This window comes from Chelativorans sp. Marseille-P2723 (genome assembly GCF_902809845.1).
Taxonomy (GTDB): Bacteria; Pseudomonadota; Alphaproteobacteria; order Rhizobiales; family Rhizobiaceae; genus Chelativorans.
In genome coordinates this window covers 523,933-538,374 of the sequence record NZ_CADDWI010000008.1, presented here as the reverse complement: position 1 = coordinate 538,374, position 14,442 = coordinate 523,933, and the positions used below count along the sequence as shown (strand labels likewise).

13 protein-coding genes are annotated in these 14,442 nt (G+C 59.5%); 4 read left to right on the top strand and 9 right to left on the bottom strand.

Annotated features, from left to right (window positions below):
• Positions 1-27: 27 nt before the first annotated feature.
• Both ppx and HUS57_RS04410 read right to left on the bottom strand, forming a co-directional pair.
• On the bottom strand, positions 28-1,551 hold the full coding sequence (gene ppx / locus HUS57_RS04415) for an exopolyphosphatase (RefSeq protein WP_173931692.1): 1,524 nt from the start codon (positions 1,549-1,551) through the stop codon (positions 28-30).
• Positions 1,552-1,557: 6 nt separating this feature from the next.
• Positions 1,558-3,762, bottom strand: coding sequence for an RNA degradosome polyphosphate kinase (locus HUS57_RS04410; protein WP_173931691.1), 2,205 nt, complete (start codon positions 3,760-3,762; stop codon positions 1,558-1,560).
• A 147-nt stretch (positions 3,763-3,909) separates the two neighbouring features.
• Between HUS57_RS04410 and HUS57_RS04405 the strand changes: the two genes are divergently transcribed.
• Positions 3,910-4,155, top strand: a complete 246-nt coding sequence (locus HUS57_RS04405) for a zinc-finger domain-containing protein (RefSeq protein ID WP_173931690.1) — start codon at positions 3,910-3,912, stop codon at positions 4,153-4,155.
• 18 nt (positions 4,156-4,173) lie between these two features.
• Positions 4,174-5,370, top strand: a complete 1,197-nt coding sequence (locus tag HUS57_RS04400; RefSeq protein WP_173931689.1) for an FAD-dependent monooxygenase — start codon at positions 4,174-4,176, stop codon at positions 5,368-5,370.
• 10 nt (positions 5,371-5,380) lie between these two features.
• Here HUS57_RS04400 and HUS57_RS04395 read toward each other — a convergent pair whose 3' ends face one another.
• The 4 genes from HUS57_RS04395 to HUS57_RS04380 form a co-directional block, all read right to left on the bottom strand.
• Positions 5,381-6,187 carry an amino acid ABC transporter ATP-binding protein gene (locus HUS57_RS04395; protein WP_281409281.1) on the bottom strand — a complete coding sequence of 269 codons (807 nt, stop codon included), beginning with the start codon at positions 6,185-6,187 and terminating at the stop codon, positions 5,381-5,383.
• A gap of 30 nt (positions 6,188-6,217) precedes the next feature.
• On the bottom strand, positions 6,218-7,708 hold the full coding sequence (locus HUS57_RS04390) for an amino acid ABC transporter permease (protein WP_173931688.1): 1,491 nt from the start codon (positions 7,706-7,708) through the stop codon (positions 6,218-6,220).
• A gap of 1 nt (position 7,709) precedes the next feature.
• Positions 7,710-8,900, bottom strand: coding sequence for an amino acid ABC transporter permease (locus tag HUS57_RS04385; protein ID WP_173931687.1), 1,191 nt, complete (start codon positions 8,898-8,900; stop codon positions 7,710-7,712).
• A gap of 106 nt (positions 8,901-9,006) precedes the next feature.
• Positions 9,007-10,032 carry an amino acid ABC transporter substrate-binding protein gene (locus tag HUS57_RS04380; RefSeq protein WP_173932273.1) on the bottom strand — a complete coding sequence of 342 codons (1,026 nt, stop codon included), beginning with the start codon at positions 10,030-10,032 and terminating at the stop codon, positions 9,007-9,009.
• 226 nt (positions 10,033-10,258) lie between these two features.
• Here HUS57_RS04380 and HUS57_RS04375 point away from each other — a divergent pair, with 226 nt between their 5' ends.
• Together HUS57_RS04375 and HUS57_RS04370 are read left to right on the top strand one after the other, a co-directional pair.
• On the top strand, positions 10,259-11,425 hold the full coding sequence (locus HUS57_RS04375; RefSeq protein ID WP_173931686.1) for a cystathionine beta-lyase: 1,167 nt from the start codon (positions 10,259-10,261) through the stop codon (positions 11,423-11,425).
• Positions 11,426-11,641: 216 nt separating this feature from the next.
• Positions 11,642-12,082, top strand: coding sequence for a GNAT family N-acetyltransferase (locus HUS57_RS04370; RefSeq protein WP_173931685.1), 441 nt, complete (start codon positions 11,642-11,644; stop codon positions 12,080-12,082).
• Between the two features lie 139 nt (positions 12,083-12,221).
• Here the strand turns inward: HUS57_RS04370 and HUS57_RS04365 are convergent, their stop codons facing one another.
• From HUS57_RS04365 to HUS57_RS04355, 3 genes are all read right to left on the bottom strand, one after another.
• Complete coding sequence (locus tag HUS57_RS04365) at positions 12,222-13,169, bottom strand: glutathione S-transferase family protein (protein WP_173932272.1); 948 nt, start codon at positions 13,167-13,169, stop codon at positions 12,222-12,224.
• Positions 13,170-13,262: 93 nt separating this feature from the next.
• Complete coding sequence (locus HUS57_RS04360) at positions 13,263-13,667, bottom strand: DoxX family protein (protein WP_246727774.1); 405 nt, start codon at positions 13,665-13,667, stop codon at positions 13,263-13,265.
• Positions 13,668-13,733: 66 nt separating this feature from the next.
• Positions 13,734-14,405 carry an NADPH-dependent F420 reductase gene (locus tag HUS57_RS04355; RefSeq protein ID WP_281409280.1) on the bottom strand — a complete coding sequence of 224 codons (672 nt, stop codon included), beginning with the start codon at positions 14,403-14,405 and terminating at the stop codon, positions 13,734-13,736.
• Between the last annotated feature and the right edge of the window lie 37 nt (positions 14,406-14,442).

Sequence of the window (14,442 nt, the reverse complement as noted above, 5' to 3'; positions counted from 1 at the left end):
TTTCCTCCATTTGTGGCAGGCGTTCAGCTAATCTCGGCTTGCCACCTCCAGCACAAGATTTCGGCCCGTCAGCTTGGCGAGTTGAGCCATTCGACCTTGAGGTCTTGCACCCATGAGATCCGCTCTGTCCCGCGGGATGATGAGTGCCAGTGCGCCATCGCTTCGCCTTTCCCATTTCAGCCGGGGAATGACGCCAGGCATGGAGGCGGAAAGCAGGTACACCACTCGCATGAGCCCGCCCAGCAGCCGCGCCCTTTCCGCATAAAGGGGCGTTGCAAGTTTGCGCATTTCCGGCGACAGCTCATCGTTAAACAGCCCTTCGTGGCGGAACATGCTGGTAAGCGCGATGAAGGCGCGACCAGGATGGTCAATTCCGGCGAACGAGCCATGAGCAATGATGTTGAGCGACTGCGTACCGCGATATTCCGGATGCGCGCGCCAGCCGATGTCTGCAAGAAGACACGCGGCGCGCCGGTAGCGCGCCTCATTCTTCGTCTCCTCGATGCCAAGAGCAGCGAAGGCTTCACCTGTCCAATCGGCAAGCTCGTGCGCATGGGTAACCGAGCGGGCACGCAGCAGCGCCAGTTCCTCGGCGGCCGAGAGGAGCGGGTCCGCTCCACGCGCTTTCTCCGGCAGCAGCGAATAAAGATAGCCTTCACGCACGCCATTGGCGGAGATGGCGATCCTGGCAGGCTTCGCAGCCCGGATGACCTCAAGCAGCACCGTCGCACCAAATGGCAGGAGAGCACGCCGGTTCTTTGACACGCGCTCGATGCCTTTCATTTTGCTCACATTACCCTGTGCAACGCGCTTCAGGAAAGGCAGGCATTTCTCGGGGTCCAGCTCGTAATGGTGCATGACCTCCAGCGGGTAGCGGGTGACGCTCATATGAAGCCGGGCAAGGTTTCGCCAGGTGCCGCCGACGCAGTAGAAGGTTCTTCCTTCGCACTCGCCCAGCCATTCGGCACGAGCGACCTCCGCCCGGGCGATCTGCCCTGCCGCCTCCAGGGAGCCGCCCGCCATATCCTGCAATCTCAGGCCGCCGAGCGGCAGGGTGATGCCCTCGCCCCTCTCATGGCTCTTGATGTCCACCAGTTCCAGGCTGCCGCCGCCCAGGTCCCCCATCACGCCATCGGCCCCATGGAAGGAGGAAGTGACGCCCAATGCGGAGTAACCGGCTTCCTCGCGCGCCGAAAGTACGCGGATATTCGTACCCAGAATCTCTTCGGCACGTCGGATGAACTCTGGCCCGTTCTTCGCTTCCCGGGCGGCAGAGGTGGCCAGCACATGCAGCGAATCCGAACCTGCCTGCTCTGAAAGCGCCCGGAACCGTCTGAACTCCTCCAGCGCACGAGAGACTCCGTCCGGGTCGAGTTCGCCCGTGGTTACAATTCCACGGCCAAGTCCGGCAAGCATCTTCTCGTTGAACAGAAATGTCGGCGATCGGGCAATCCCCTCATAGATCACCAGACGAATCGAGTTCGATCCGATATCGATGACGGAAACCGGTCGCCGGTCCTGCAGCCGTCCCTGCGAGTTTTTCAGGCTCACGAGCGGTCAGCCGTCCGCAAGCGCTTTCTTGCGCCGTTTGAAAGCGGCGATTCTCTTCGGTGCGTGGGACTTGAGGGCATGGCCGCGACCTGACAGGCTTGGATTGGTCATAAAATATTCCTGCGCGTTGAACGCTTCCTCTCCGTCCTCCGGCTTCATGCGCCTTGAGGTGCCGTCAGGCAATACCTCCCAGCTCTGCTGGTTGTCCATGATATTTCCTAGCATGATCTGACCGAGAACCTGTTCATGCACGGTCGGATTAATAATGGGCACCATGCATTCGACGCGGCGATCGAGATTGCGGGGCATCATGTCGGCAGAGCCGATATAGACGATCGCCTCATCGGAAGGCAGTCCATGGCCATTGCCGAAGCAGTAGATGCGGCTGTGCTCCAGAAAACGCCCGACGATGGATTTCACACGGATATTCTCCGAAAGTCCCGGCACCTGTGGGCGCAGGCAGCAAATGCCGCGCACAACTAGGTCGATCTCCACGCCCGCCTGCGAAGCCCTGTAGAGCGCGTCGATCACTTCAGGATCGACCAGTGCATTCATCTTCATCCAGATCTGCGCCGGACGACCTGCATTCACATGCTCCACCTCCGCGTGGATGTGCTCCAGAATGCGGTTTCTGAGGGTGAAGGGAGAGACGGCAAGCTTCATGTTGACGTCCGGTTCGGCGTAACCGGTGATGAAATTGAACACCTTCGCCACATCATGAGCGATCGCCGGATCGACGGTGAAGTAGGAAAGGTCCGTATAGATGCGCGCAGTGATCGGGTGGTAATTGCCTGTGCCCAGATGCACATAATTGCGCAGGCGCCCTTCCTCCCGCCGCACCACCAGCGACATCTTGGCGTGCGTCTTTAGTTCTACAAAGCCGAACACCACCTGCACGCCTGCCCGCTCCAGATCGCGCGCCCAGCGGATATTAGCCTCTTCGTCGAAGCGCGCCTTCAGCTCCACCAGCGCCGAGACCGACTTGCCAGATTCGGACGCGTCAATCAGTGCGCGCACGATCGGGCTGTCGTTGGATGTGCGGTAAAGCGTCTGCTTGATAGCCACGACATTTGCATCATTCGCCGCCTGCCGCAGGAACTGCACCACAACGTCGAAGCTTTCATAAGGGTGATGGACAATGATGTCCTTCTCACGGATGGCAGCAAAACAATCGCCCCCATGCTCGCGGATGCGCTCTGGGAAGCGCGGATTGTAGGGTTGGAATTTAAGCTCGTCCCGCGGCAGCCTGAAGAGCTCGGAAATCTGGTTGATGGCAAGCGGACCCTCAAGAACGCTAATGCGAGGGGGCGCAACGCCGAGCTCCGTGGCAACGAAATCGCGCAGCCCTTCCGGCATCGTGCTTTCAAATTCGATGCGGATAACGGAGCCGCGGCGGCGCTCCTTCAATGCTGTCTCGAAGAAGCGGACGAGGTCTTCCGCCTCCTCCTCCACCTCGATATCGCTGTCGCGGATAATGCGGAAAGTGCCGGAACCGTTCACCTTGTGGCCGGGGAAGAGTATGGAGGTGAACATCTCCACCACGTCTTCCAGCATAATGAAGCGCACCATCTCCGGCTGTTCCGGAAGCGCAATGAAGCGTGGCAACGTTGTCGGCAGGCGCAGGAGCGCGGTCATTTTCTCATTGCTGGAGAGGTTCTCCAGCGCCAAGGCAATGGAAAAGCCCAAGTTTGGAATGAACGGAAATGGATGGGCGGGATCGATGGAAAGCGGGGTGAGCACCGGATAGATCTCATCCATGAAGTGCTGCTCGACCCAGCTTCTATCCTCAGCCGAAAGCGCATCTGGCCGCACGATGGCGATACCCTCATCGCGGAGCATTTCCAGCAGCCGGATGAGGCTGCCATGCTGCTCCATCTGCAACTCGTCCACCTCGCGCAATATATGTTCAAGCTGCTGTTCCGGCGTGCGTCCATCCGCGCTTCTTTCCGTGATCCCCTCGCGAACCTGGCCGGCAAGACCGGCCACGCGCACCATGAAGAACTCGTCGAGATTGTCCGCCGAAATGGAAAGGAAGCGCAACCGCTCCAAAAGGGGATGATTCGGATTCTGCGACTCTTCCAGTACCCGGCTGTTGAACTGGAGCCAGGAGAATTCCCGGTTGACGAAACGGTCCGGGCTGTTGAGCGCGATCTCGGCCGCGTCTTCCGGATCGGTGGGAAACTCATTCCTGACGGGCTTCAGCTCGTTCATTACGCTCACCGTCCGCTCTCGTTCGCCCCCTTTTCCCTAATACGGGTTGGTGACAGGCTTTTGCGACAGTTTCATATCACAGACTTGCAAAGAAGGCATTTATGCTCCAAACGCAGCATAAATATCCCCCCTTTTCCGGAGATGTTCATGGCGGGCGACGCAACACCGCATTTCCACAACACGGAAGGCCACCGCTCGATTGAGATCGGCGTCAAGGAATTCATGTGCATGGGAGCGCTGCCTCCCAACGATCATCCGCACATCTTCCTGGACATGGGCGAGGACGAAGAGCGCATCTGCCCCTACTGCTCCACCCTTTACCGTTACAATCCGAAGCTGAACGCGCATGAGACGGTGCCGCCCGGCGGCCTGTTCGAGGATGGTCCAGCTTAAGGCCCTGGCGCTGCCCACATGGATGAAATCGTCATCGCTGGGGCGGGAATAGGCGGCCTTTCTGCGGCCCTTGCATTTGCCGCGGGCGGAGCATCCGTTACCATTTTGGAACGCGCAGAGCGTCTGGAGGAGGTGGGCGCGGGACTGCAACTCTCTCCTAACGCCACCCGTCTTCTGAAGCGGTGGGGGGTCCTTGCCCGGCTTGAAGGAAAGTCCGTGAGGCCGCAGGCCATCTTCCTTAAGGACGCGGGAAGCCTCAACACACTGGCCGCCATACCGCTGGGCCAGGCAGCGGAAAGGCGGTGGGGAGCGCCTTATATGGTGGCACATCGCGCCGACCTCCAGCGCGCCCTTCTCGACTGCGTCACCGAAACGGCCACCATCACTTTAAGAACCGGCGTGGCGGTCACCGATGTGACATTTGAGCCGGAAGGTGTTCGTTTTATCACCGCCGGAGGAGAACGCAGTTCCTCAGAGGCCACATGCCGGCTGCTGGTTGGCGCAGATGGAGTGTGGTCGCAGCTTCGGAAGCTCACGGGCGGGGGCAGCCGCTTCACCGGCCAGGCTGCCTTTCGCGCCATCCTGCGCAGGGAGGCAGCGAATGGCGTGGCCGCAGCGATACTTCCGTCTGACGGAGTCGTAGCCTGTCTTGCGCCGGACTTTCATCTCATCGCCTATCCCCTGCGTGGGGGTTCGGAGATCAACCTGGTGGCGATCACCCGCAGCCCGGAATTAAGCCGCGGGTGGGCCAGTGACGCGGACATGGTCCACCTTCTGAAAGAAACCGAACGCGCTGCCCCTCCCCTCCTGTCGCTCATCAAGACTGCTGGAGCATGGACGACGTGGCCAGTTCATGAGGTACGCAACCGCGCCCGCTGGGTCCATCCCGGCGTGCTCGCCCTCATCGGCGATGCGGCTCATGCATTGCCGCCCTACCTTGCACAGGGCGCTGCCATGGCCATCGAGGACGCTGCCACTCTGGCGGCGCTCTACTTCCGCGGAGGTGCGGCGCAGGTGCTTCACGATTTTGAGCGTCTCAGGCGCCCCCGCCTTGCACGTGTTGCAAGGCGCGGGAGCTTCAATCGCTTCGTCTGGCACGCAAGCGGCCCGGTGGCGTTTGCGCGCAATCTCGCCTTGCGGCTGCGGGACGGGCAGAAGCTGGCTGCCGATCTCGACTGGCTCTACGGATATGACGCGGCCGCCGCCGTTGAGTGATTCCGCCTCGTCAGTGTAGGATCTGCGACAGGAACAGCTTCGTCCGTTCGTGCTGCGGGTTGTCGAAGAACTCGGCCGGCGTGTTCTGCTCCACGATCTGCCCCTGGTCCATGAAGATGACCCGGTTAGCGACCTGCCGGGCAAAGCCCATCTCATGGGTGACGCAGATCATGGTCATGCCTTCCTGGGCAAGATCGACCATGGTATCGAGCACTTCCTTGATCATCTCGGGATCGAGCGCCGATGTCGGCTCGTCGAACAGCATGATGCGCGGGTTCATGCACAGCGCGCGGGCAATCGCCACGCGCTGCTGCTGCCCGCCCGAAAGCTGACCTGGATATTTGTCCGCCTGTTCCGGAATACGCACCCGCTCCAGATAGTGCATGGCGATCTTCTCCGCCTCGTGCTTGGGCATCTTGCGCACCCAGATGGGCGCCAGCGTGCAGTTCTCCAGAATGGTCAGATGCGGGAAGAGGTTGAAATGCTGGAAGACCATGCCAACTTCGCGCCGCACCTCGTCGATCTTCTTCAGATCGTTGGTCAGCTCTATCCCGTCGACGAGGATGCGGCCCTGCTGATGTTCCTCAAGCCTGTTGATGCAGCGGATCATGGTCGACTTGCCGGAGCCTGATGGGCCACACACGACGATGCGTTCGCCACGCATAACCCTCAGATTGATGTCACGTAGCACCTGGAACGTGCCGTACCACTTGTGCATGCCGATGATCTCGATGGCTACGTCCGTACCGGACACCTGCATCTTGCCGGACCCGGGCTTGGCCTCCCGGGGCGCTACCACGTTTGTATTCTGCGCCATGTCTTTTCCCCTGAACGGCACTTCGGCCTGTTATCGCCGGTGACCGGTATCAAGCCGGCGTTCCATGAAAATCGAATAGCGCGACATGCCAAAACAGAAAAGCCAATAGACGAATGCCGCGAAGAGGAGCCCTGTTGCTGCCGTGGTCGGTGTGATCCAGTTGGGATCCGAAAAACCGCGCCGTACGGTTCCCAAAAGATCGGCGAGCCCGATGATATAGACGAGGCTGGTATCCTTAAAGAGGCCGATGAAGGTGTTAACAATGCCCGGGATGACGAGCTTGATCGCCTGCGGCATGATGACGAGGCGCATCATCTGCCAGTAGCTGAGGCCCACCGCCATTGCCCCTTCATACTGCCCCTTGGGGATCGCCTGTAGTCCGCCGCGCATTACCTCAGCCATATAGGCTGCGGAAAAGAGCGCCACTCCGATGAGTGCCCGCAGCAACTGGTTGAAGGTTATGCCCACCGGCAGGAAAAGCGGGATCATGAAGGTCGACATGAAGAGGACGGTGATAAGCGGCACGCCGCGCCAAAATTCGATGAAGATGACGCAGAGGAGCCGCACGGCAGGCATGTGCGAGCGGCGCCCAAGTGCAAGCAGGATACCGAGGGGAAGCGAGGCTGCGATCCCGGTAAGCGCGACCACCAGAGTCAGCATCAGCCCGCCCCAGAGATTGGTGGACACCGGCATCAAGTGGAAATCACTCGTGAGCAGTGCCACAAGTGCTACGGCGAAGACCGACGGCATGAAGACCCGGAATGGCATGAAAGACCTTTTCAGGCCCCCGCGCGCGGCGACTACGCTTAGGCCGATGGATGCAAGCGCAGCCAGCAACGCAGCCAATGACAGCAGAGGGAGTTCGAAGATCGGAAGCCGGATATCCGATCCCGGCAGGATAATGGACGCAAGAAGAAGGACGAGAGCCGCCAGCGCCAGCCTGTAGGCGCCCTTGAGACGGCCGGAAAGAGCGCCGGCAGTGCCTGCCGCCAAAGTAGCGGACGCGAAGGCAGCGGCTATGAACAGCAGTACGATCCAGCCGACGTTCATGTCAAAATTCCCGCCCGTGAGCAGTACCAATGCAACGAAGGGAAACACCCCTATGAGCAAGCTCGCGTTCAGGCGCTTGAAAGGAGCCCGCGGGATGGCAAGAGGCAACGCAAGGGTGGCAAGCAGAAGCAGCGTCAGGTCGACCCGCCAGCGCTCCGCCAGCGGATAGCGCCCATAGATGAACTGGCCTATTTTGGCATTCACGAAGGCCCAGCAGGCTCCGACCGGTCCTCCGTCGGTGGTAAGGCAGGCCTGCCGGTCCTCCCCTGTGAATACCGCCGTTACCAGGCCCCACTGGATGAGCTTCCACGCCACCCAGACGGAGCCAAGGCCAAGAACAACCGTCAGAAGGGAATCGAACCAGGTTGCGAAAAGGTTCTTGCGCAGCGCCGCCAGCAGGCCCTGCTCTCCCGGCGGCGGCATCGGCCTTTTCTCATCGCGGGCAATATGAGCTTGGAACTGTTTTTCCATTCTACCGCTCCAGCAACATCATGCGCGCGTTGAACCAGCTCATGAGCGCCGAGGTAACGAAACTCAGGCCCAAATAAACAACCATCCAGATTGCCACCACCTCCACCGACTGGCCGGTCTGGTTGAGAACCGTTGAGCCGACTGCCACAAGCTCCGGATAACCTACGGCAAGGCCGAGTGAGGAATTCTTTGTCAGGTTCAAATATTGGCTGGTCAGCGGAGGAATGATGACGCGGAAGGCCTGCGGAATGATGACGAAGCGAAGCGTTTGCGCCCGCCTGAGGCCCAGCGCATAGGCTGCTTCCGTCTGCCCCCATGAAACGGCCAGAATTCCCCCGCGCACGATTTCGGCGATAAAGGCGGCCGTGTAGAAGGAAAGCGCGAGGAAAAGCGCGAGGAACTCCGGCAATACGTTCCAGCCCCCAACGAGGTTAAACCGCGTCGCTGTCGGGAACTCGACCGCAACGGGGAAGCCGGTAAGTGCGAAAACGGCAAGCGGCACTCCGAGAATCAGGGCCAGATTGGGCAGGATGAGCGAACGTTGTTGCCCGGTCTTCATGTGCTGCTGCCTGTTTGCTCGCCCAAGGACGATCGCGCCAGCAACACCGGCGACAAAGGCAATCAGGGTGAATAGCGCGGCCGGTTCAAAGTTGATCGAGGGCGTCTGCAACCCCCGATTAGAAAGATATGAGCCAAAGGGCAGTCCCACCGCGTTTCTCGGCAGCGGCAATACGGTAAGGACACCGAAATACCAAAAGAGGATGACGAGCAGCGGCGGGATGTTACGGAACGTCTCCACATAAATACTGGAAAGTCCCCGCACGAGATAATTGTGGGAAAGGCGCCCGATACCAATGATGAAACCGACGATCGTTGCGAGAACGATCCCGGAGAGCGAGACGATCACCGTATTGGTGATGCCCACCAGCAGCGCTCGGCCATAGGTGGAATTGGCGGTGTAATCGATCGGCACCTGACCGATATCGAAGCCTGCGCGGGAGGACAGGAATCCGAAACCCGAGGCAATGTTTGCCCGGCTAAGGTTTTGAACCGTATTGTTGACCAGCCAGTCTGCGAAAGCCAGGATGGCGACGATCATCACGATCTGGATGATCAGCCCGCGCATGCGGGGGTCGCGCAGGAGCGCAATGCGCTCGCGCGGTCCGGTGCGAGATTCTGTATCGACGGTCATAGAACGCTCCAGGAGCCGCGGCCAAGGCACGGCTCACCCGCGCTTTCGCCTGCAGCAACCCGACGCCGGGCTCGCGCTTAGCGGTGCGCGGGCTTCCGTCCTTTGCTCAGCGGATCGGCGGCGCGTATTGCAGGCCGCCCTTCGTCCACAGGGCGTTGATGCCGCGCTGGATCTTTAGCGGGGTATCGGGGCCGATATTGCGGTCGAAGATCTCGCCATAATTGCCGACGGCCTTGATGGCGTGCACCATCCACTCATTACTGAGACCAACATCTTCGCCGAAGGTCCCGTCGCTGCCCAGCAGCCGGCGAATGTCCGGATTGTCGGAATTTGCCGCAAGTTCTTCCACATTGTCCTGGGTGACGCCGAGTTCCTCCGCATTCAGGAGCCCGAAATGAACCCATTTGACAATGTCGAACCATTGTTCATCGCCCTGCCGGACGACAGGACCCAGCGGCTCCTTGGAGATGATCTCCGGCAGAACCACATGCTCGTCAGGATTGGCCAGTTCGAGGCGGCTTGCATAAAGGCCGGAAGCGTCGGTTGTCAGCACGTCGCAGCGGCCCTGCTCGTAGGCGGAATTGACATCATTCTGCGCCTCGATGACCACCGGATTGAATTCCATGTTGTTGGCGCGGAAATAGTCTGTCAGGTTGAGCTCGGTTGTCGTGCCGCTCTGCACGCATACGGTCGCGCCCGAAAGCTGCAGGGCCGAGGTGACGTTCAGATCCTTGCGCACCATGAAGCCCTGTCCGTCATAATAGTTAACGCCGACAAAATTGAGCCCCAGCGCGGTATCCCTATTCATGGTCCAGGTCGTGTTGCGGGCAAGCAGGTCGATCTCGTTGTTCTGCAGCGCCGGGAACCTTTGAACCGCCGAAAGGGGGGTATATTCGACCTTGCCCGCATCGCCATCGAAGATCGCAGCCGCGACGGCCTTGCAGTAGTCAATGTCCATACCCTCCCATTCGCCGCGGTCATTCTGGAAGGCGAAGCCCGGCAAGCCGGTATTGATGCCGCAGCGCAGCGCGCCCCTATTCTTCACATCGTCAAGCGTCGCCGCGGAAACCGAGCTGGCGGCCAGCGCGACAACAACCGAACCAAGCAGCGTCTTTATTAATTTCTGCATGATCAATCGACCCTATTCTTAAGCAGGGCTTAATCCCCTAAACTAAAACAACCGAAGCTGACGCCCGCCTGACGGTGGCGAGCACGCTTCTCCTCCAAATCACGGCACCCATCGAATGCGATAATCTCGCCTTGGTCAAGAACGAATGAAACGCTCGCCCGGCCTTGTGATAATGCAGGGGAGCCACTAAGCCGTAAATCCGGAAACAGCAGGAGTGGAGACTGTCGATATGGCGGATAACCATCGCAAAAAGGGCGTCAACACCAGGCTGGCCCATATGGGCAACAACCCGCGCGATTTCTTCGGCTTTGTCAATCCGCCGGTAGTGCACGGCTCGACGGTGCTTTTTCCCGATGCGGCGACCATGGCCAGCCGGTCCCAGCAATACACCTATGGCACGCGCGGCACGCCCACGACGGACGCGCTGGCGAAAGCGGTGGACGAGCTTGAAGGCTCGGCCGGAACCATTATCGTCCCCTCCGGCCTCGCGGCGGTCTGCGTGCCGCTCCTAGCTTTTCTTTCCGCCGGGGATCATGCGCTGATCGTCGATTCTGTCTATAATCCGACGCGCCACTTCGCTGACACGATGTTGAAACGCCTTGGCGTCGAGGTAGAGTATTATGACCCGATGGTGGGCGCTGACATTGCTGCCCTCATGAAGCCCAACACGAAGGTCGTCTTCACCGAATCTCCGGCCTCTAACACGTTCGAAATACAGGACATTCCCGTGATTGCCGCGGCAGCCCACAATGGCGGTGCCATCGTGCTGATGGACAATACGTGGGCCACCCCCCTCTACTTCCGACCGCTCGACCACGGTGTAGACATATCAATTCATGCGGCCACGAAATATCCGGCGGGGCATTCGGATGTGCTTCTGGGGACGGTTTCGGCCAATGAGAAATGCTGGAAGCAGTTGCACGAGACCTTCATCACGCTTGGCGTGTGCGCAGGCCCGGATGATGTCTATCAGGTGCTTCGTGGTCTGAGGACGATGGGCGTGCGGCTTGCACATCATCAGGAGAGCGCGCTTGCCATTGCGCGCTGGCTGGAGGGTCAGCCCGGCGTTGCGCAGGTGTTACATCCTGCCCTGCCCTCCCATCCCGGCCACGCACTATGGAAACGTGATTTTTCAGGCTCAAGCGGCATTTTCTCCTTCGTGCTTTCACAGGGCGGAGGGGCAGAAGCACACGCCTTCCTCGATGCCCTGGAAATCTTCGGTCTTGGCTATTCTTGGGGCGGCTATGAGAGCCTCGCCGTTCATGTCTCGCTGTCCGACCGGACCATAACCAACGGCTCTTACCCGGGCCCAGTCATCCGCCTGCAGATCGGGCTGGAGGATGTAGAGGATCTGAAAGCAGATATCGAGAAAGGGCTTGCGGCAGCGCGGCGGTGAGACCGAAGCCAAGCCAAAGCGGCTCCTTTGTTTTTTGTGTACCTGTCCACCATCACCGAGTTGCCTCCTATTATCTTAAGCTGTATTTCTGGCTCAGTCGGTAAGGAGACTTATGCGCAGCGGCATATGACAGGATCAGCCCGTCGACGGGCGGAGCGGCCTCCACGGCCGAACATGGACCTGCGCGCTTAAGCGCTCTACTGGCGGATATCTGAAATGAGTATCGAACTGGAGATTCGGCCCTACCAGCCGAATGACAAACCACGTTTGCTCGAAATCTGGCGGCAAGCCTCCATTGTTGGGCACCCCTTCTTTACCGAACAGCAATTGGACGAACAGGCGAAGGCTGTTGCGGCGATTTACCTGCCGAGGGCGGAGAACTGGGTTGCCACTTGTAATGAACTGCCGGTCGGTTTCATCGGGTTGCTCGACGGGTTCATCGGGGGCCTGTTCGTGGATCCGGCCTTTCATGCCCAGGGGATCGGCCGCGCGCTCGTCGAACATGCGGCCAGGCTTAAGGGTCGCCTGGAGCTTGAGGTCTACTCCCTCAATAAAGGAGCAAGCCGGTTTTATAAGCGTCTTGGTTTCCGAGAGGTCTCCCGCAGAGACATCGACGACAACGGCTTGCCCTTCGAGTTGTTGAGACTGGAGCGATAAAGGAACCGGCAGGGCAGAAAGAAGCCATATGTCCTGCTCCGCTCACTAGCAGCAGCCGGCGTAGATCTATCGACATGGAGCAGTTATTATTACAAATAATCGCCACTGTTGGGCATAAGGTAGTCTACCCAAGTCTTGGCTACGCAGCCAGCGTGGCCGGCAATGCCGGTCCCACGGGGACAATTCCTGTCGGATTGAGAGCCTTGACTGAATAATAGCCGCGCTTGATGTGATCGATGTCGACCGTCTCCCGCATACCGGGCAGTGCAAGGATGCGCGCCTGATAATCAGACAGTGTACTATAGTCAGCCAAGCGGCGTAAATTGCACTTGAAGAGGCCATGATAGGCGACATCGAAACGCACCAGCGTCACGAACAGCCTGATGTCGGCCTCGGTCAGGCGCTCGCCGAGCAGAAAGCGTCGTCCATCACCGAGAAGGGCTTCCAGTTCGTCAAACATCCCGAAGACCTGATAAAACGCCTCTTCATAGGCAATTTGCGTTGTGGCAAAGCCTGCGCGATAGACGCCATTGTTGAGGCTTGGATAAATTCGGGCGTTAAGCGCATCGATCTCCTCCCGCAAATCAGCCGGGTAGAGGTCATGTGTCGGGTCCGCGAGGTCGCCGAAACCGGAATTCATCATTCGCAGAATCTCGGCAGACTCATTGTTGACGATGGTGCCGCGCTGCTTGTCCCAAAGAAGGGGAACGGTTGCGCGGCCTGAGATGGTGGGATCAGCGCGGGTATAGAGTTCGTGCATATAGGTGACGCCGGTGATCTCATCGGGCTCTTTGAAGCGCCAGCCCTGAGCCGACAATTCCGGTTCAACCACGGAAACGGAGATCACATCACCCAGGCCCTTCAGCATGCGCCCCATGAGCGTGCGGGAAGCCCAGGGGCAGATCAGCGCCACGTAAAGATGATAGCGCCCTTTTTCAGCCGGAAAGCCACCGTCGCCCGTTGGGCCGGCGCTGCCATCGGGCGTGATCCAGTTGCGGAAACTTGAAGTCTGCCGGACGAAACCACCCTTTTCGTCCTTCGCTTGGACGGGTTGCCAGTCCGCCACCCATTTGCCATTGATCAGCATGATCCTCTCCTTGAGCGTTGAACCGGCGCCCGCCGCAAAACTCGTGATGAAGGAGGCACGTTTAGGTTCCACGCCCTCCAGATTTTCAGATCGTCAGTCTCTGGCGCGCTTTAGCGAGAAGGCGCCATCGCCCAGCAGTGCCTGCACGATCAGGGTGATCGCCCAGAACATCGGAAATTCCCAGCCGCCCCCCTCATTGGAGAAGAAGAAGCCTGCGGCGCCGTGGGGCGTGTAGATGGAACCGAGCAGAATCGGCACCAAGGCAAGCGACACCCACCGGGTCCACAGGCCGAGGATGAGTGCGATACCGCCGAGCAGTTCGGCGCCTAACACCAGATAGGCAAGCCCGCCGGGTAATCCCAGGCTGCCAAAATAGGCCACCGTCCCTGCGGGCGTGAAGATGAAGATCTTCAGGCCGGCATGGGCCAGAAACAGGACGCCCATTGAGAAGCGAAGTATCGCTGCCGCAAGATCGGCATTGGTAACGCCTTCTACTATGGATGAGTTGACCGAGTTTCGAATAGTGACGTCGCTCATGGTGAAAATCTCCTTGGATGATCGGGTTCAGGCAGCGCGCTGCCAGGTTGGTGCGATGGCCACACCGTGGCCAAGGCCATAGCCAAGGGTGATGTTGAGTGCGGCTACTGGTTCGAGATACCGCGCGGTGGAGAGGCTACCTGTCACCTGCGTTTCAAAGCCTGCATCTTGTGCGAGCTCCACCACCTTTGTTCTGGCTTCCGCATCGTCGCCGGCGACGAACACTGTGACGGGCTTGCCCGCGATCTTCCCGCCGTTCTGCAGCACCTGGGCGAAGACAGTGTTGAATGCCTTCACCAGACGGGCGTGCGGGAACTTCTTCTGTATTTCCTCAGCAGCGCTCGTCGTGTGGCCGATGCTTAAGCCCGAAAAGTCCTCAGTCATGGGATTGGTGATGTCGATCACGATCTTGCCTACGAGCCCTCCCGCAGCCTCGATCGCCTCGAAGGCACCTTGATAGGGCACTGCAAGAACCACAATATCCGCCGCTGCGGCCTCGGCGATTGATCCTGCCGTTGCGCCGTTACCAGCCTCCTGTGCGGCTGCTTCGCCCTTGACCTTGTCTCGGGCGGCAATGGTGACGCGGTGGCCGGCTGCAGTGAAAACTGCCGCAAGGCCTTTGGCCATGTTGCCTGCGCCGATGATCGAAACATTCATGCTGGTTCTCCTTGTCGATGACCGCTGGGGTCCGTGTGACAAGAAGATGGCTCTAACTGGATGCGATGATAATCAGACC